Genomic DNA, 18,967 nt, shown 5'->3' with positions numbered 1-18,967 from the left:
CATGAGCACCCAACGCATTCTGAAACACCTGATGACAGCTGAGCGTCACGTGCGGCAAATTTTCTCACCGACGCAGCTGGAATGCATTGCACAAACCATCAAGGCCAGCGAAACAAAGCACTCCGGAGAAATTCGATTCGCCGTGGAAAGTTCGCTTGAACTTCGACCACTGTTGCAACACCAAACACCTCGCGAACGCGCCATTGAGGTGTTCAGTGAATTGCATGTCTGGGACACCGAGTTGAACAACGGCGTGCTGATTTATGTGCTGTTGGCCGACCACGCCATTGAAATAGTGGCTGATCGGGGAATTCATCACAAAGTGGGCAGCCAATACTGGGAAGCACTGTGCCGCACCATTCAGGCTGAATTTGCCGCTGGGCATTACGCCGAGGGTGCAATTCGCGGAATTGAAGCCGTGAGCGAGAAATTGATAGAACACTTTCCTCACGACGGGGGCGGCAAGAACGAGCTTCCGGACGCCCCGGTGGTCATTGGTTAATACAACACCCGATTACATGGGCTGTATAGGGCAACTTTTAGGCACGGTGTAGCCCTCTGGCAGACTGCATTCCGAGGCTTTGCCATCAATTGAGCACCGCACTTTTTTCAGCAAGCGCATGGCGCAACCATCGTACACGCCATCTTTGCTCAGGCTGATGCGGGCTTCGCGCATCATGGTGGTGTATTCCACCTTGTCGGCATCGGTCATTTTCAGCCAGGCTTTGTCAGGAATCTGACGGTCAATCTTCTTTACCGCGTCCAAAGCCTTGGGCATTTCCTGCGCCACAAAAGCCCGCAATTTCTGCCCTGAACCTGGCTGAAACTTCGACTTCCGCAAAATGATTTGGTAGGTGACCATGGCCACAGGCAACTGAATAATTGCACCGCGCTTGCCAAGGCCTTTGTACAGCTCCAGGGGTGAATAGGCAATGGACGGCGCCACAATAATATCCACGGCGCCATTGTTGAACATGGAGCCATAATTCGAGACATCGGCGGCCACGGGTTGGGCTCCAACCTGTTCAATCAGCCTGCGCTGGGATTCATCGTGCGACAACGCTGCCACACGCTTGCCTGCGGCTTTGGCCAGTGAATTGATTTCACGGTCACGCACAAACACATAGGCGGTGCCGAAGGGCAATACACCACCCACCTCAAAGTCACTCTGTTGCATCACGCTTTGCAGCTGGGGGCTGCCCATTGACTTCAAGGCCAGCAGCACTGCATCGTAATTGGGCAAACCACCTACGGCATCGAGACTGCCGGTGAAGCTGTTGTACTTGCGGGTTCGAATGCCTGTGGCCACAAGGCCATCGCACACACCAATTTCAAAGTCTTTGGCTGCAACCGATTCATTGGTGTACACCACAGGTTTAAAGCCGTAGCCGTTTTTTCGACCTTCAAGTGCATATTCCTGAGCCAAACCAAAAATTGGCCCTTTGGCACCGAGCAAGTCAAAGACGCAAATATTGGGCTCCTGGCCACTGACTGTTTGGGCACGCGCCGTACTCTGGAAGCCCAAGAAAACCAACATCATCAAACTGAAAACGGCCGCGATACGCAAGCTGTTTTTAATACATGGATTCATCATTTTTTTCCTGTCTGCAAGGCGCGCAGTGTGATGATTTGGGTCAGGTTGACCAATGTTTTGGTCATCATCCGGTGCCAAATCAAGTCGACCACCACCGCCTTGAATACGATTCGCTTGGGCCCAATGCCCAAGCCTGGTTTTAGATAAAACAGATAGCGCCAGGTCACCAGGGTGCCGTCGCCATCCTTCTCAAATTCAAATGAGCCTTTGGCATGGTCAAGCCAGTTCAACAGCGGTTGGCTAAAACCAGTACCCCTGTAAACAAACTGGCGATTGGGAACAAAGGCCAGCACTTCTTCTTCAATCACCGCACCGCCCTTGAAGGTGATTCGCTGTACATCGCCCACCTCATTGAACGATTTGCCCTGAATCATTTCTATACGTGTAATCGGCGCAATCAGTGCATCGCTGTGAATGTACTCGTCCGCTTTCAATCGGGTGTACATGGCAAAACAATCTGCCAATGGCACAGGGATTCGGCATGAACGCTGGATCATCAAGGGTGCTTGGGTCACAATGAATCCTCTTTTAGTTGTTGAGTACTGCGCATGATCACACGTTTTTTTCCGATACTTACCAAACTCAAGGCACTGAAAAACCACGGCCGCATGCTGTGGCACGCTTTTCGGCATGCCGACACGCCCAAATGGATCAAGGGCTTCATGTTGGCGGTGGTGCTTTACCTGTTCAGCCCCATCGACCTGATTCCCGACTTTTTGGTGCTTTTTGGCATCACCGACGACCTGGTCGTGATTAGTGCCGCCATGTGGTTTTTGGGCAAAGTTGTTCCAGAAAAGGTGAAAAACAGCCTGCCTGTGGAAGCAACCGAGACCAAACCAGCCACCAAAAGCAACACGCAAGCTGCACCAACAAACACAGTCAAAACAAGCCCCCTAAAGCCTTTCGGGATTGTTTTACTGGTGGGTTTGCTCATTGCTGCATTGGCGAGCCACCCGTGGGTACAGGCTCAATTTCAAAGCATTGGAGCATTTTTTTGAGTGTGGAAGTAACAGTTTTACTCTAGAAAAATAAAAAGCCCGGTGATTTCTCACCGGGCTTTTAAGCTTCTCAAGCCCTGCCTTTCAGTGAAGGCAGTGGTTATTGTTGAACAATCAATCAGTGACCAGTTGCCACGCCTGCACCACGCGGGGTACGTACGTCTTCAACCAGGTGCTGAATATGCTCGGGTGGTGGTGCAGTTACTTTGCTGACCAGGTAGGCCACAACAAAGTTACAGATTGCACCCACGGTACCGAAAGCTTCAGGCGTGATGCCGAAGAAGCCGTTGGCTCCGCCCACCAAGTGCAGGTACTCCGTACCGTTGACGAACAAGATACCCTTGTGCGCAAACACGTAGAACAGGGTAACTGCCAAGCCAGTCAACATACCCACGATGGCGCCTGTGGAGTTCATGGTTTTGGAGAAAATGCCCATCATGATCACAGGGAACAGGCTTGATGCCGCAATACCGAAGGCCAAAGCCACAGTACCCGCCGCGAAGCCCGGTGGGTTCAAGCCCAGATAACCGGCCAGAACAATCGCGAAGGCCATGGAAATTTTACCGGCCAGCAATTCGCTCTTTTCAGAAATACTTGGATTGAACACGCCCTTGATCAAGTCATGCGAAACCGCAGACGAGATCGCCAGCAACAAACCAGCCGCAGTCGACAACGCAGCAGCCAAACCACCGGCGGCCACCAAGGCGATCACCCAGTTGGGCAACAATGCAATTTCAGGGTTGGCCAACACCATAATGTCGGCGTTCACTGTCATTTCACTGCCTTTCCAGCCAGCAGCTTCTGCTTTGGCCAGGAATGCTTCGTCTTTGGACTTGTCGTTGTAGTACTGAATGCGACCGTCGCCGTTCTTGTCTTCAAACTTCAACAGGCCAGTGGTTTCCCAGCGACCCATCCAGGCCGGTTTCTGGTCAATTGGCAAGGCTGCATCGGCTGCAAACAAATCGCCGCCTGTGGCCACACTGGTATTGACCGTGGCGTGCAGGTTGTAACGGGCCATTGCGCCAACAGCAGGTGCTGTGGTGTACAAAATCGCAATGAAAACCAGTGCCCAACCGGCAGATGAACGCGCATCAGCCACTGTAGGTACAGTGAAGAAGCGAATGATCACGTGGGGAAGGCCCGCGGTACCAATCATCAAGCTAACGGTGTAGAAGAAGGTGTTCAGGTAGCTGCCGCCCGCAGGAGTCGTGGTGTATTGGCTAAAGCCAAGGTCAGTCACAACTTTGTCCAAGGTAGCCAGCATGGGCTGCCCGTTGGCCAACATGTCAGAACCCAGACCCAGCTGTGGCAAAGGATTGCCTGTCAGGTTCAGGGAAATGAAGATAGCAGGAATGGTGTAGGCCATGATCAACACGCAATACTGTGCGATCTGCGTGTAGGTAATGCCTTTCATGCCGCCAAACACAGCGTACATGAACACAATACCCATACCCACATAAATACCTACTTCAGCAGACACGCCCAGGAATCGGGAGAACGCCACACCCACACCGGTCATCTGTCCAATTACGTAAGTAATGGAAGCAACCAGCAAACAGATCACAGCCACTGTACGTGCCGTGTTGGAGTAGTAACGATCGCCAATGAACTGAGGTACCGTGAACTTGCCGAACTTGCGCAAGTAGGGGGCCAGCAACATCGCCAGCAACACATAACCACCGGTCCAGCCCATCAGGAATACGGAACCGCCGTAACCCATGTTGGCAATCAGACCGGCCATTGAAATGAACGAAGCGGCAGACATCCAGTCCGCCGCAGTCGCCATGCCGTTGGCCACGGGGTGAACACCACCGCCAGCCACATAAAACTCACCCGTGCTGCCAGCACGAGCCCAAAACGCAATACCGAGGTACAGCGCAAAACTCAAACCCACGATCACGTAGGTGATTGTTTGCAAATCCATCAGCAATCTCCTTAGTTTTCGTGGACGTCGTGTTCGCGGTCAATCTGTCCCATTTTCTTCGCATAGTAGAAAATAAGAATGATGAACGTGTAGATAGAACCTTGTTGTGCAAACCAGAAGCCCAGTGGGTAACCACCAATGCTGAATTGATTGAGTTGCTCAACAAACAGAATGCCGGCGCCGTAAGAAACCAAAAACCACACGATCATGATCTTGGTCAACAGGCCGAGTGTCGCTTTCCAGTAGGCTTCACCGCCCTTTGGGTTGCTCATCGCTTGTCTCCTTTTTAAGGTTGTTGTTAACCGCAGGCACGGAATACGAGGTCACATCCCTCCCGAGCCTAGGCTTGCGAACGAGTATCAAAGCGAAAACTTACGCCAAACTGAAAGCCTGCCATATAGGCCTTGAAACCCCTCCCCCTGCATTACCCCCCCTCTCCAAATGTGCGATTCCCAGGGATCGAAAAACCGCAATTGACCCGTGATTACCTGTTTTATTGACTGATTGGCCAGCCCTGCGCAACACACAATGGTATTTACCCCAATCGAGCCAACCCATTCTGACCAGCAAGGCGACCCATGACACCCAACCCCGAGCAGCTGAACAATCACCGTACCCACCTGTTCAATGCGCTGGCCATGAGCCAAGCCTGCATTGAATTCGACCTGAACGGCAATGTGCTGTACGCCAACGCCAACTTTCTGAGTGTGTTTGGCTACACGGAAGAGGAAATACTGGGCAAACACCACAGCCTGTTTTGCACGGTCAGCACCAGGGAATCCGAGGAATACGGCTTGTTCTGGAACAAGTTGCGCGAGGGTGAGTTTCAAAGCGGCGAATTTTTGCGACTGGATTCACAGGGCCAGGAGGTGTATATCCAGGCCAGCTACAACCCGGTGCGGGACGACGACGGCAATTTGGTATCTGTGATCAAGATTGCAAGCAACATTACAGAAGCCAAGAGCAAGTCACTTGAAAATGAAGGCAAAGTAGCGGCCATTGACAAAACCCAGGCTGTGATTGAGTTCGACACCACAGGCCGCATTCTGGCGGCCAACGACAATTTCTTGAACACCATGGGCTACCGCCTGCAAGAAATTGTGGGGCAGCATCACCGCCAGTTTTGCGAAAAACACTATGCGGAGTCTGAGGAATACAGCAATTTCTGGAAAGACCTGGCGGCCGGGGAATTCAGGTCTGGCGAATTCATGCGCGTTAACCGACAGGGCCGCCCGGTGTGGCTGCAAGCCACCTACACGCCCATTCTTGGCGTGAATGGCAAGCCGGTGAAAGTGGTTAAATTTGCAAGCGACATTACCGCAGCCAAGATCAAGGCAATTGAAGACGATGGCAAGGTAAACGCCATGAACCGTTCTCAAGGCATTATCGAGTTTGACTTGGGTGGCAATATTTTGAGCGCCAACGAGAATTTCCTGAGCTTGACCGGCTATTCGCTGGGCGACATTGTCGGTCAGCACCATAGCATGTTTGTGGACAAGGAAGAGGCCAGCAGCGGCGCATACCGTGCTTTCTGGCGCAAGCTGGGGCAAGGTGAATTTGATTCTGGCGAATACCTGCGCATGGGCAACCACGGCAAGCGAATCTGGATTCAGGCCAGCTACAACCCGATTCTTGACCTGGAAGGCAACCCCGTGAAGGTCATCAAGTTTTGCAGCGACATCACCCAGTCCAAATTGCAGGCCATTGAAACCCAGGCGCGCATGGATTCAGTCTCCAACACCAGTTGTATTCTTGAATTCAATGCAGAAGGGAAAATTCTTGGCTGCAATGAATTGATGCAGAAATCACTGGGCTACAGCCAAGCCGATTTGGTGGACAAGTCTGAGGGCTTTTTGATGTTCGATGAAGAACGCAACGACAGCAGCCATTTCAAGACCTGGAACGATCTGCGGGAAGGCAAGAACCTGGCCGGTGAATTCCGCTACAAGGGTGTGGGCGGCAAGGAAATTTGGCTTTCAGGCACACGCAGCCCGGTGATTGGCCTTGAGGGGCAATTGATCAAAGTGGTGCTCATGTTGCAAGACATCACCGAGTCCAAACTTTCCCGTCTGGATGCCGAGGGCAAACTGGGGGCGATTGACCGTTCGCAGGCAGTGATTGAATTCGACATGCAAGGCAAGGTGCTCTATGCCAACGGTAACTTTTTGAAGCTGATGGAATACTCGGCCGAGGAAATTACAGGTCGCCACCACCGCATGTTTGTGGATGCCGCCTATGCAGCCACACCGCAGTACCAGGCGTTTTGGGAAAGCCTGGGCCGCGGTCAGTTTGAAGCAGGTGAATACAAGCGCGTGGCCAAAGGTGGGCGCGAGGTGTGGATTCAAGCCACCTACAACCCGATTTATGACCCGCGCGGCAACCTGGTCAAGGTGGTGAAATTTGCCAGCGATGTGACCCAAAGCAAGCTGAAAAACTCGGAATTTGAAGCCAAGGTAGAAGCGATCAATTTGGGACAAGCTGTTATTGAGTTTGATCTGGATGGCCATGTGCTCAATGCCAACCGCAACTTCCTGAATGCCATGGGTTACACCTCACGAGAAATTCAGGGCCAGCACCACAGCATTTTCTGTACGCTGGAATACACACAAAGCGAAGAGTACCGCGACTTCTGGTTGAAACTGAACGAAGGAAAATTCGTCAGCGGTCGCTTTCACCGCGTGGGCAAGTTCAATCGGGATGTGTGGATTCAAGCCACCTACAACCCCATTCTGGATTTGAACGGCAATGTGGTGAAGGTGGTGAAGTACGCTTACGACGTAACGAAAGAAGTGATGTTGGAACAAGGCATCAACAAAAAGTCGGGCGAAATGCGGGAACGTGTGTCCAAGCTGGTCGAGAGCATTACCGACATTTCAGGCAACTCGGCCACGGCCACTCAACTGGCACAAAAGGGCCTTGACGCGGCGAACCTGGGCAGCAAGGAATTGAAGCGATCCATCGCTGCAATTCATGCCATTCAGAATAGCTCCAGCAAGGTGTCGGAAATAGTGCGAGTGATCGGTGACATTGCCAATCAAACCAACTTGCTGGCATTTAATGCTGCAATTGAAGCTGCACGCGCTGGTCAACATGGCGTTGGGTTTTCCGTGGTGGCCGCCGAGGTGCGAAAGTTGGCCGAAAGCAGTTCAAGCGCTGCGCGCGAAATTGCCACACTGATTGAAGAATCGGTAGCGCAAGTTGAGGAAGGCGTTGAAGTGAGCCAGAACGCTGCACAAAGCTTTGAAGGAATTTTGAGCAGCGTGACCGAGACCGGTGAAAGTGTGAAGCAAATTACAAGTTCTGCTGAGCAACAACGCGACCTGGCCATTGCCGTGAACCGCCTGATTGAGGATCTCACTGGTGGCCTTGAAAAGCATCTCGGCAGTAAAAGCGCATGAGTGACTTGAGTCAATACGACCAAGGGTATGGTTCATTTCGAATTGGCGAAATGACCTTGGCCCTGCCCATGAAGTCAGTCAGGGAGGTGGTGCCATTTCACCCCTTGATGGCCTTGCCCTGCCCGCAACCCTGGATCAAGGGTGGTCTGGACTTGCGCGGCGTGAGCATTCCGGTCCTCGACCTGGAGTGTTTGCTGAACCGGCCAGGACACCAGTATGAGCCTGGCTGTATTTTGCTGATCGCCCATGAAAACCATCTGCTCGGTTTAATTGCTGACCAGGTGAAAGCTTTGTTTTTTGCAAACCCGGGCAACTTGCACACGGTCAGTGCTACAGACGCCATCGGCAGTATTTTTGCGGGCAGCCTCATGAACAAAGAGTTAAACCAACTGGTTCAAGTGCTGTCTACACAAGCCCTGTTCCAGCTGCCTGGCCTGCCCAAGGCCGAAGACCCGGAGCCGCACCGCCAATCGCTTGAATTGCAAACATCGAATGAAGACACCGCGCTGAATACGCGCACACCACTGATGTTGATGCAAAGTACATCCACACTGTTTGCCGTAAACCCGAAAGACATTGAAACCACCGTGGTGAATCCGGTGCTGTTGCCCAGCGAATACGCTGGCGGGTTTTACAAAGGCAATCTGGATTACCGGGAGCAAACCATTCCCGCAGTGGACCTGGCCAGCTACCTGGGCCTTGGCAACAACAAGCAATTGAAACAAACAACCCAGCAAGCATTTGTCATACGAATCGATGGAAACCCGCTGGCCTTGCTGATTGACCGGGTGTTGGACATTGTTCATGTACCGCACAATTCAGTCATTCCACTGCCGGGTTTTGGCCTGCCCAAAGCGGCGCAACTTGAAGGTGCTTTGCCCTGCACGGTTTTCTCAAAAGAAGACCCGCATTCACAGCGTGGCCCCCAGTACTTTGTATTGTCTTGCCCGCGAATCAGTGAAGACCAGGAACTGCTTGAACTGGCCAGCATTCTGGCCAAGGCCAGTGCGACAGCCCAAGAGGATGCTGAAAACCAGCAGGGCAAAGTTGCGCACGGCCTGGACCGCTTGATGGTGTACCGATTGGGTACCGAGTTTTCTACGCCCATTGAGCAGGTGCGGAAAGTACTTCCCTACCGTTCCGACATTGAAATTTTCGAACGCGGCAATCCCATGCTGGGCATGCTGACCCATCGCAACGAATCCATTCCCGTGTTTGATCTGGCACAGTGGCTGGGTGCTGCACGCCAAAGCCTTGATCATGAATCAAGCATTTTGGTGGTGAATGCACATGGCGCAAGTGTTGGCTTTGCCGTCACTTCGCTGACTGCAATTGAAAATGCGCAGTGGGAACCCAATGTGCCGGTGTTGGGCGAACAAAGGCAACTGCTGCACGGGCAGTTAAAAACCACGCAGCGGCTGGCACAAATTGGTGAAAACAAACACCAACGCATGGTCGAGGTGATCGATTTGTACCAACAAGTGTTGTTGATTCTCGATCAGTTTGGTTTGGCGAAACCTGCTGCTACTGAGGTAGCTGCTGATTCTGCTGAGAATTCTGAGCACGCAGCGCATTGAACTCTTTCACGAATTCCTCGAAGCGGTCTTGCTCAATCGCTTCGCGCATTTCACGCATCAATTCCAGGTAGTAATGCAGGTTGTGCATGGTGTTCAACTGCGCACCCAAAATTTCTTTGCTGCGGTCCAGGTGATGCAAATAAGCACGTGAGAAATTTTTGCAGGTGTAGCAGCTGCAAGTGGCATCAAGCGGGCTTTCATCGTTGCGAAATTTTGCGTTGCGAATGCGAATGTCGCCCGTGCGTGTGAACAGCCAACCATTTCGCGCATTGCGGGTTGGCATCACGCAATCGAACATGTCAATGCCCTGCCCCACTGCATTCACCAAATCTTCGGGCGTGCCCACACCCATCAAATAGCGCGGCTTGTGTTGTGGCAACTTCGGCGCGGTGTGCGCCAGAATGCGTTGCATGTCGTCCTTCGGCTCGCCCACCGACAAACCACCAATGGCATAGCCATCGAAGCCGATTTCCTCAAGGCCCTGTAGCGAAATATCGCGCAGGTCTTCATACATGCCGCCCTGAACGATGCCAAACAGGCCATTGTTGTTGCCCAGCGCATCGAAGGAATCTCGAGAGCGGCGTGCCCAACGCATGGACATTTCCATGGACAAGCGCGCCTCCGTGTGTGTGGCCGGGTAAGGTGTGCATTCATCGAAAATCATGACAATGTCGGAATTCAATACAGTTTGAATTCGCATGCTTTCCTCGGGCGTGAGGAACAATTTGTCGCCATTCACGGGGCTGCGGAAATGCACACCCTCTTCCTTGATTTTGCGCATGGCCCCAAGGCTGAACACTTGGAAGCCGCCTGAATCGGTCAGGATTGGCCCCTTCCAACCCATGAACTGGTGCAGGCCGCCAAACTTTTCCATGATGTCCAGGCCAGGCCTCATCCACAAATGGAAGGTGTTGCCCAGAATGATTTGCGCATTGATCTCGGTGAGGTCGCGCGGGGTCATGCCCTTGACGGTTCCGTAGGTGCCCACTGGCATGAAGATCGGGGTTTGAATGACACCATGTGCAGTGGTAATTTCGCCGCGACGGGCTTTGCCCGAGGTGGTTTTGAGTTTGAAGGACAGTGCGCTCAAGGAAAATGCCTTTTTAGAATTGGCCGTATTTTAAATCATTTCAAGCACATGGGTCTGAAAACCACGTTTTGAGTCACCATTCCAGCAATTCAAGCGCTTGTTTGGCACAATGGAGTCATTCACAAAATTAGAAGTACCCCATGCAACAACCTGCCAAACCCGAATTCATTCGCGCCGAGAAACGCGAAGGCGACGCCGAACTGGACGCGCACATGTTTCGGCAAGCGCTGGCCCAGTTTGCCACTGGCATCACCATCATCACCACCAAAAATGCCGAGGGCAAATACGTGGGAGTGACGGCCAATTCATTTAACTCGGTCTCGCTACACCCGCCTTTGGTGTTGTGGAGCTTGTCGAAGAAAGCCAGCAGTCACGATGCATTTGCAGCCGCCACGCATTATGGCGTGAGTGTGTTGTCTGCCGATCAGGAAGAATTGTCACATCACTTTTCAACCTTCAAAGGCGATCGGTTTGCTGGCCTGGAGGTGATTGAGGGCTTGGGTGGCGCGCCTTTGATTCCCCACGCCTTGGCGCATTTTGAATGCAAAGTGCGCAGCCGCTACGATGAAGGTGATCATTTCATCATGGTGGGCGAGGTGTTGCGCTGCGATTATCGCGAAGGCGAGGCGCTGGTGTATCGGTCGAGGAAGTACTTCCGGAACTGATCAAATTCTTGCTTGCTCGACAGCTGGTTTATTTAGCCCAACCAGCTTGGGTTCCGATCTCTCGCCTGCCGGTTAACAGCCCAATCAGCTTGGGTTCCGATCTCTCGCCTGAAAACCTGGTTTTCCCTTTTTGAGATTCACCCTGACTCACCTCGCTCGGCAAAAGGGCGGGCCGAGTCTCGGTGCCGGCCCATGGCCGACCGTGGCGGATGAATTCAAACGGGCAGGTTTTCTTGAAGGCGAGGCGATCGAAACTCCGCCGCCGATTGGGCTGTTGAGCCAGTGGTGACTCGGAGCTGAACTTGCAATGGGTCGCACGATGACCAGTCAGAAAACTTGCCGGCTTGGTGCGCAGAGACTAGCGATCGCGCCTTGGCGCGAAAGCCAAGACCCGACCGTTACTTTCGGAGGGCTTGGCTTAGTGCAGGCTCAAGCAGACAAGACGATATGCCAAGTTTTCGGGCAGCGGTGACCCTTCAAGTTTAGCTCCCAAGTCACCTGGCCAGTACGACACAAGTAACCCACGCCGAGTTACCTTGTCCCCTAAGCCAATGAATCATTCAACGCCGCCAGCAACCTGGCTTCGGTCAAATCCCCATTACACAGCTCGATGAACTTGTATGCAAACGAGCGCAAATAATGCCCTTTGCGAATCGCAATGCTGGTAGTGTTCATTGGCAAATCCGATTCAATATCAAGCACCGCCAGGCCTGTGTCCTTCACCGGGTTGTAGGCCATGCTGGCAATAATGCCCACACCAAGGCCCAGTTCCACATAGGTTTTAATGACATCCGCATCCAGCGCGGAAATGGCCACATCCAGTGTTAAACCCAGTTTGCGGAAAGTTTCGTCAATCTTGATTCGTCCGGTGAAACCCTCTTGATAAGTCACGATCGGGTATTCAGCCACATCCTGCAAAGTAGGCTCGGCCAGTTTCAACAAAGGGTGGCCTTGCTGCACCACCACCTGATGCTTCCACTGGTAGTAAGGAAACGAAACAAGATCCTCGACGTTACCGAGCACCTCCGTCGCAATACCAATGTCGGCCTGGCCGTCCAGCAGCATCTGCGTAATTTCCTTGGGGCTTCCCTGATGCATGCGCAAGTGAACTTTCGGGAAAATCTTTTTAAACTCATTCACCACCGTGGGCAATGAATAGCGGGCCTGCGTGTGCGTGGTAACAACCGTCAGCTGTCCCACGTCGCGGCTGCTGTATTGCTCAGCCAGGTTCTTGATGTTTTTGGCGTCCAGCAACATGCGTTCAACCAGCACCAGCAACTCCTTGCCAGGGTCAGTCAAACCCATCAGGCGTTTGCCTTTGCGAATGAACAATTCCACACCCAACTCTTCTTCAAGATCGCGAATGTGTTTCGAAACCCCGGGTTGCGAGGTGTACAAACTGTTGGCCACTTCGGTCAGGTTGTATCCCTGACGAACCGTTTCGCGAATAATACGCAACTGCTGAAAATTCATGCGACACCTACCAAGTCGAATACCTTCAAAGCTTTGGCTGAAAGCCGAACCAACTGGCCTTCCTGCAAGTTCAGTTGCACTGCGCGCTCTGCGCTGATTTCAACATCAAAGTGCTGGGCAGGCTGCAAATCAACCGAATCCAGTTCAATCCGTGTGTTTAAACCAAAGCGCAACGCACGCACCACTTTGGCAGGCACGCCCAACGAGAAATCAGGCTCTGTGTGAATTTCAATTTCATGCGGGCGCGCAAACGCCAGCACATCGGTACCCTGCACTGCCTCGCCCGATCTGTTCAACACTGTACCGGAATGCGCCAGGTTCGACTCGCCAACCTGAAGACCATCGCCCAAGTGACGTGCCTTGAACAAATTGACCGAGCCCAAAAACCCGTACACAAAAGGAGTAGCCGGGTATTGGTAAACTTCTTCGGGGGTACCAATTTGCTCTACATTGCCCTGGTTCATCAAGACAACCCGGTCGGCTACTTCCAAGGCCTCTTCCTGATCGTGTGTCACAAAAATCGACGTGATGTGCAGTTCATCATGCAGGCGGCGCAACCATCGACGCAACTCCTTGCGCACCTTGGCATCCAGGGCACCAAACGGTTCGTCCAACAGCAGCACTTTGGGCTCTACAGCCAACGCGCGCGCCAAGGCAATGCGCTGGCGTTGTCCACCGCTTAACTGGGAAGGGAAACGATCCGCCAACCAATCCAGCTGGACCAACTTCAGCAGGCTGTGCACTTTGTCTGCAATTTCTGCTTTGCTGGGCCGCTCACTGCGTGGCTTCATGCGCATGCCAAAGGCCACATTGTCGAACACAGTCATGTGCTTGAACAGCGCGTAATGCTGAAACACAAAACCCACATTTCGATCGCGTACATGCGTATCAGAGGTGTCTTCTCCATCCAGAATCACAGTGCCGCTGTCGGCCTGCTCCAGGCCTGCGATGATGCGCAGCAAAGTTGTTTTACCGCAGCCCGATGGACCCAGTAAAGCGACCAACTCACCGCTGTTGAAATTCAGGCTGACATTGTTCAGGGCGGTGAAATTGCCAAACTGCTTGTGAATGTTTTTGACTTGAATGCTCATGATAATTCCTTCTTAGTGCACACCCTGTTTGGCGACTTGATGCTCAACCCAGGTTTTAATACCCAAAGTAATCAGGGCTAAAAACGCGAGAATAGAAGCGACTGCAAACGCTGCTGAGAACTGGTATTCGTTGTATAGAATTTCGACATGCAAGGGCAGCGTGTTGGTTTCACCGCGAATGTGGCCCGACACCACCGACACCGCACCAAACTCGCCCATGGCGCGGGCATTACACAAAATAACGCCATACAACAAACCCCACTTGATGTTCGGCAAAGTGACATGCCAGAAAGTTTGCCAACCCCGCGCACCCAACACCACGGCGGCCTCTTCTTCCTCTTTGCCCTGTGCTTCCATCAACGGAATCAGCTCGCGAACGATGAAAGGTACGGTGACAAACACCGTGGCCAACACAATGCCAGGCACCGCAAAAATAATACGAATTTCGTACTCAGCCAACAGAGGTGCAAACCAGCCCTGCGCGCCAAACAACAACACATACACCAGGCCCGCTATTACAGGGCTCACAGAAAATGGCAAGTCAATTAAGGTAATCAGAACTTGCTTGCCTCGAAACTCAAACTTGGCAATCGCCCAGGCTGCGGCCACACCAAACACCAGATTCAGCGGCACTGCAATTGCTGCAGCCAACAAGGTCAGTTTCAAGGCGTAGACCGCATCGGGTTCCTTCAAGGATTCCCAATACACCCACACTCCCTGGCGGAATGCTTCCACGAATACAGCGAACAAAGGCAGCAACAAAAAGAAACCAAAGAAGGCCACTCCGGTGAGAATCAGAGCCCACTTGACCCATTGCGTTTCCCGCGTTGCGGACGAGCTTTGCAGCTTTTCTGCGCGCGAGGTGTGAATATGCAATGCAACAGCGCCCGACATTATTGAGTTCTCCCTGTTCGTTTGGCAGTCCAGGCTTGCAGGCCATTGATGGCCAGCAATAAGATAAATGAAATGATCAACATGACTGAAGCAATTGCTGTGGCACCGGTGTAGTCGTATTGCTCGAGCTTGGTGATGATCATCAAGGGGGTAATCTCAGACACGTAAGGAATATTGCCCGCAATAAAAATGACTGAACCGTATTCACCCACCGCCCTTGCAAAGGCCAAGGCAAAGCCAGTCAACAGAGCTGGGAATACGATGGGTAAAATGACATGAAAAAAGGTTTGCCAACGGTTGGCACCCAGGCTGCTTGCGGCCTCTTCCAATTCACTTTCCATGTCCTCCAACACTGGCTGAACAGTGCGCACCACAAAAGGCAAACCGATAAATACCAAAGCCACCAAAATGCCGGCGGGTGCAAAAGCCACTTTAATTCCCAACGGCTCCAGGTATTGGCCCACCCATCCATTGCCGGCATACAGGGCGGTAAGGGCAATACCGGCCACCGCCGTAGGAAGGGCAAATGGAAGGTCCACCAAGGCATCCACAATTTTTCGACCAGGGAAGGTGTAGCGAACCAGAATACAGGCCAACAACAAACCAAACACGGCATTGATGCTGGCTGCCAATAGGGAGATTCCAAATGAAACACGGTAAGTGGCCACCACGCGGGGGTCGCTCACGGTAGCCCAAAAGTCCGCGAAGCTCATCTCAAAGGTCTTGATGAATACGGCAGACAGCGGAATCAGGATGAGCAAAGAAAGATAGACGATGGCATAACCCAGGGTGAGATGAAACCCCGGGAGCACACGTTTGGTTGAAGAAGACGAAGCCACGATAAACCTTAGCAAGTTCGATTTGAATACGAAGCAAGCAGTCTATTGGAGAGGCTTTAGATACTGAACGATTAAAAAATTGGATCGATATAAGAAAAACTTATGATCAATGTCTGGCTACAGAAGGTCGATAGAATTGCGTGTTAACAGTCTAATCTTCGACAAGGCCGTGAATCGATTTTTGCTGGATTGGCTTTGTGCCTGAATTTGGCCGAGCGGGATGGCCTGCAGTTGTTCACGGAATTTGCAAACAATGTTTGGCAAAGCAGGCCAAGGGCCAAAGCCAGATTCCATATTGATATGCCCCGCATTGCGCAAACACGAAAAACGCAAACCCCAGTTTTCTGCCCAGTATCGAGCGTGCGTCATCTTCATCCAAGGGTCATCTGAACTTGCAATTAGCATACCGGGAACACCCAAAGGTATGACTGGAATTGCGCTGAGTAATGTTGTTGACACGCCATGCTCAAGACCGATCAACCCTGTCGCACTAAATCGTTGCGGAGAAGCAGGCGCCACCAAAACAACCCCGGCCACCTTGGTTTCGTTGTCTGCAATCGCAACCACACTGGCCAAAGAGCCAAAACTGTGTGCAATCAAGATCACGCTACCCGCTTGATCGCGAATGTTGTTGCGAATGGCATCGGCCCACGCTGCAATCACTGGTTTGTCAAAGTCAATCCCGCTCACCCTTCGGCAATTTGGAATTTCCTTCTCGGCCCAGGTTTGCCAGTGGTCTGGACCACTGCCATTCAAACCGGGTACGGTGATGCAAGTGGGCGCAAGCACAATCGATACTCCCGACAATTAACGCTTGAAGATTTGATCGAACACGCCACCGTCTTCAAAGTGGGTTTTCTGGGCTTTTTGCCAACCACCAAACACTTCGTCGATGGTGAATAGTTTCACTTTGGGGAAGCGATTCAAGTCGGCTTTGTTGGCCACCAGTTCAGGCTTGTTGGGGCGATAGTAATTTGCCGCTGCTATTTGTTGCCCAATGGGAGAGTAGAGGTAATCCAGGTAGGCTTGCGCAACCACTGTTGTGCCTTTTCTGTCGGCATTCCCTTTCACGAGAGCAACGGGTGGCTCTGCCAAAATCGATACCGATGGCACAATAATTTCGAATTTGTCTTTACCTAATTCATTGATAGCCAGGAACGCTTCGTTTTCCCAGGAAATAAACACATCACCAATATTTCTTTGCACGAAAGTATTGGTTGACCCGCGAGCACCGGAATCTAGCACCGGCACATTCTTGTAGAGTGTCGTCACGAAATCTTTGGCTTTGATTTCATTACCGCCCGGCTTTTTCAAGGCATAGCCCCAAGCAGCCAAGTAGTTCCAACGTGCGCCGCCCGAGGTTTTCGGGTTGGGCGTAATCACTTGAATGCCTGGCTTGACCAAATCATCCCAATCCTTGATTTTCTTGGGGTTGCCTTTGCGAACCAGAAATACAATGGTTGAAGTGTAGGGTGAACTATTGTTAGACAGCTTCTTTTGCCAGTCGGCTGGGATCTTGCCTGTTTTTTCGGCAATCGCGTCAATGTCATAGGCCAAGGCGAGCGTGACCACATCCGCCTCCAAACCATCAATCACAGCCCGGGCCTGCTTGCCGGCACCGCCATGACTTTGCTTGATAGTTACGGTTTCACCAGTTTTTTCTTTCCAGTATTTGGCAAATGCCGGGTTGAACTCCTGGTACAACTCGCGGGTTGGATCATAGGACACGTTCAGCAATTCAACGTTGGCCCATGCGGTGGAGGAGATCGCCAAGGCCGCAGTCAGCCCCAAGGTTTTTTTAATCAGAGCGGCAAAATTCATTTGTAATCCTTCAATGTGTTCTTGATGTGGACACATCTTAGGGATCGGGCTTTGCGCTGTGAACGAAGAAAAACTTCTTTGCTTATCAGATTCTTGATCAGCCCACTCGGCGCGATTTTCGATCTCTCGCAGCTTCTTAATCGCCCGATCGGCTGGGATTCCGATCTATCGCCTGAAAACCTGTACTCCCCTTGCTGAGCCTTTCGATGCCCGAGAACGACCCTCCTAAAAAGCGGGTCGGGCAGGTTTTCTTGAAGGCGAGGCGATCGAAACACCGCCGCCGATTGGGCGTTGAACCGAGCGGTGACTTAGAGCTGAACTTGCAAATGGCAGCGCACGAGAGGTTTAAGCCAACTCGGCAGTGGGATTGCTTGGGACGCACTTCAAGAAAACCGCCCCGTTTGAGTTTAGTCGCAGCGTTCGGCGTTACGCCGACACCGAGACTCGGCCCGCCCTTTTGCCGAGCGAGGTGAGCAAGAATAAAGTCAAAAAGGGATCAAGCGGTTTTCAGTGCGACACAAGTAACCCATGCCGAGCTGGCAAATAACTACAGCAGTGACCCTTCAAGTTCAGATCAAAAGTCACCCGCGCTTCAGCCAACTACCGCCTTCTTCCGCCCTGGCACCAAAATCACCGCCATCGCAAAAAGAATCAGCACCAAGGCAACGAAATCAGGCCAGTGCGGCACTTCACCCAGAAAGAAGCTGCCCGCCATTACACCCACCACTGGAATAATCATGATGGACAGGCTAGACACAATCGGCGGCAGCGACTTCGCCAAGCTAAACCACGCCACTTGGCAAAACGCAAACACGCCAAAGGCGTTGTAGAAAATTGGCCACCACTGTGACCAACCCTGCGGGGCACCCACATCGGTTCCCTCAAACCAAAACCCGGCCAAACCCATGGCCACAATGGTGGGCGGCATCATGGCATGCGTGAAAGTAAGCGCATGCAAGCCCGTGGGGTAATGCCGAATCAAGGTGGTACCCAAGCCCCAACAAGCGGCTGCAATCAGCATCAGCACCACGCCCAGCGGGCTGCCCGCAATTGCAGCAAATTCCGAGGAAAGCAGCAACATCGCAGCCACCATGGCCAGTGCCAGGCCTATCCAGCCGCGTCGCCCTACCGGGTGTGCGAACATCAAACCAGTCAGCACCACCCACACAGGCATGGTGTAACCCAAAATGGCAGCGCGCCCCGAACTCAGTTCTTTCACGGCCAGAATACAGAACAGGTGCCAGCCGATCATATTGGGTATGCACAACAAAGCCACGCGGCCCCACATCTCGCGCGGTACCTTCAGCGACACTTTCATTTGCCGCGCCACAAACCACATGGCCACCATGCCAAATACCATGCACAGGGCACGAAAATGCAGGGGCGGATACTGGCTTACCGCATACTTCATCACGGGCCAGTTCAACCCCCAAATGGCGGTAATTCCGAGGAGCAACTGGATTTGCGGTAAGGATAATTTTGCTGCAGGCACGAAAGTGAACGATCATTCAGTAAGGTGCCCGAGTGTAGTGCATCGCCCCACACTTGCCCCTAGGGGCTTGCCCTGATCCTGTACAATAGCGACACTTTCCAACTGCACACG

Annotated in this window: 17 protein-coding genes; 5 read left to right on the top strand and 12 right to left on the bottom strand. The window is 52.4% G+C overall.

Features of this window, described 5'->3' with window-relative positions:
- Position 1 precedes the first annotated feature (1 nt).
- Positions 2-502 carry a TPM domain-containing protein gene (locus FCS97_RS05935; protein ID WP_138517450.1) on the top strand — a complete coding sequence of 167 codons (501 nt, stop codon included), beginning with the start codon at positions 2-4 and terminating at the stop codon, positions 500-502.
- 12 nt (positions 503-514) lie between these two features.
- On the opposite strand, the gene FCS97_RS05930 is transcribed toward FCS97_RS05935, so the two are convergent.
- Complete coding sequence (locus FCS97_RS05930; protein ID WP_138517448.1) at positions 515-1,591, bottom strand: putative solute-binding protein; 1,077 nt, start codon at positions 1,589-1,591, stop codon at positions 515-517.
- Positions 1,591-2,109 (bottom strand): SRPBCC family protein, encoded by a 519-nt coding sequence (locus tag FCS97_RS05925; protein WP_171035186.1) that lies wholly within the window; start codon positions 2,107-2,109, stop codon positions 1,591-1,593. The genes FCS97_RS05930 and FCS97_RS05925 overlap by 1 nt, the downstream gene beginning before the upstream one ends.
- A 33-nt stretch (positions 2,110-2,142) precedes the next feature.
- On the opposite strand from FCS97_RS05925, the gene FCS97_RS05920 reads away from it, so the two are divergent.
- Complete coding sequence (locus FCS97_RS05920) at positions 2,143-2,592, top strand: YkvA family protein (protein ID WP_138517445.1); 450 nt, start codon at positions 2,143-2,145, stop codon at positions 2,590-2,592.
- A 118-nt stretch (positions 2,593-2,710) separates the two neighbouring features.
- Here FCS97_RS05920 and FCS97_RS05915 read toward each other — a convergent pair whose 3' ends face one another.
- Positions 2,711-4,516, bottom strand: coding sequence for a sodium:solute symporter family protein (locus tag FCS97_RS05915; RefSeq protein ID WP_138517443.1), 1,806 nt, complete (start codon positions 4,514-4,516; stop codon positions 2,711-2,713).
- Between the two features lie 11 nt (positions 4,517-4,527).
- A complete protein-coding gene (locus FCS97_RS05910; RefSeq protein WP_008250202.1) occupies positions 4,528-4,788 on the bottom strand; it encodes a DUF4212 domain-containing protein in 261 nt (86 codons plus the stop codon).
- Between the two features lie 306 nt (positions 4,789-5,094).
- On the opposite strand from FCS97_RS05910, the gene FCS97_RS05905 reads away from it, so the two are divergent.
- Positions 5,095-7,914, top strand: coding sequence for a methyl-accepting chemotaxis protein (locus FCS97_RS05905; protein WP_138517441.1), 2,820 nt, complete (start codon positions 5,095-5,097; stop codon positions 7,912-7,914).
- Positions 7,911-9,491, top strand: coding sequence for a chemotaxis protein CheW (locus FCS97_RS05900; RefSeq protein WP_138517439.1), 1,581 nt, complete (start codon positions 7,911-7,913; stop codon positions 9,489-9,491). The genes FCS97_RS05905 and FCS97_RS05900 overlap by 4 nt, the downstream gene beginning before the upstream one ends.
- Here the strand turns inward: FCS97_RS05900 and tgt are convergent.
- Complete coding sequence (gene tgt, locus FCS97_RS05895; RefSeq protein ID WP_138517436.1) at positions 9,439-10,581, bottom strand: tRNA guanosine(34) transglycosylase Tgt; 1,143 nt, start codon at positions 10,579-10,581, stop codon at positions 9,439-9,441. The two genes, FCS97_RS05900 and tgt, sit on opposite strands and share 53 nt — an antisense overlap.
- A 140-nt stretch (positions 10,582-10,721) precedes the next feature.
- Between tgt and FCS97_RS05890 the strand changes: the two genes are divergently transcribed.
- On the top strand, positions 10,722-11,246 hold the full coding sequence (locus tag FCS97_RS05890) for a flavin reductase family protein (protein WP_138517434.1): 525 nt from the start codon (positions 10,722-10,724) through the stop codon (positions 11,244-11,246).
- 543 nt (positions 11,247-11,789) lie between these two features.
- Here FCS97_RS05890 and FCS97_RS05885 read toward each other — a convergent pair.
- The 7 genes from FCS97_RS05885 to FCS97_RS05855 all read right to left on the bottom strand — a co-directional run bounded on the left by FCS97_RS05885 (position 11,790) and on the right by FCS97_RS05855 (position 18,820).
- Positions 11,790-12,719: a CysB family HTH-type transcriptional regulator gene (locus FCS97_RS05885; RefSeq protein ID WP_138517432.1), complete on the bottom strand. Its 930-nt coding sequence runs from the start codon at positions 12,717-12,719 to the stop codon at positions 11,790-11,792.
- Positions 12,716-13,810 (bottom strand): sulfate/molybdate ABC transporter ATP-binding protein, encoded by a 1,095-nt coding sequence (locus FCS97_RS05880; RefSeq protein WP_138517431.1) that lies wholly within the window; start codon positions 13,808-13,810, stop codon positions 12,716-12,718. Before FCS97_RS05880 ends, FCS97_RS05885 begins: the two co-directional genes overlap by 4 nt.
- Positions 13,811-13,822: 12 nt before the next feature.
- Complete coding sequence (gene cysW / locus FCS97_RS05875; protein WP_138517429.1) at positions 13,823-14,704, bottom strand: sulfate ABC transporter permease subunit CysW; 882 nt, start codon at positions 14,702-14,704, stop codon at positions 13,823-13,825.
- On the bottom strand, positions 14,704-15,543 hold the full coding sequence (cysT, locus tag FCS97_RS05870; RefSeq protein WP_138517427.1) for a sulfate ABC transporter permease subunit CysT: 840 nt from the start codon (positions 15,541-15,543) through the stop codon (positions 14,704-14,706). Before cysT ends, cysW begins: the two co-directional genes overlap by 1 nt.
- Before the next feature lie 117 nt (positions 15,544-15,660).
- Entirely contained in the window at positions 15,661-16,332 is a 672-nt protein-coding gene (locus FCS97_RS05865; RefSeq protein WP_171035185.1) for an RBBP9/YdeN family alpha/beta hydrolase, read from the bottom strand.
- Positions 16,333-16,350: 18 nt separating this feature from the next.
- Positions 16,351-17,364, bottom strand: a complete 1,014-nt coding sequence (locus FCS97_RS05860; RefSeq protein ID WP_138517423.1) for a sulfate ABC transporter substrate-binding protein — start codon at positions 17,362-17,364, stop codon at positions 16,351-16,353.
- A gap of 592 nt (positions 17,365-17,956) precedes the next feature.
- The gene (locus FCS97_RS05855; RefSeq protein WP_246065877.1) at positions 17,957-18,820 is read right to left on the bottom strand and encodes a DMT family transporter; all 864 of its coding nucleotides are present in this window, start codon (positions 18,818-18,820) and stop codon (positions 17,957-17,959) included.
- Positions 18,821-18,967: the final 147 nt, after the last annotated feature.

Source organism: Limnobacter alexandrii (genome assembly GCF_005871185.1).
GTDB lineage: Bacteria > Pseudomonadota > Gammaproteobacteria > Burkholderiales > Burkholderiaceae_B > Limnobacter > Limnobacter alexandrii.
Note: the sequence above shows the minus strand (reverse complement) of the source record. Positions and strands in the feature narration are given on the sequence as shown.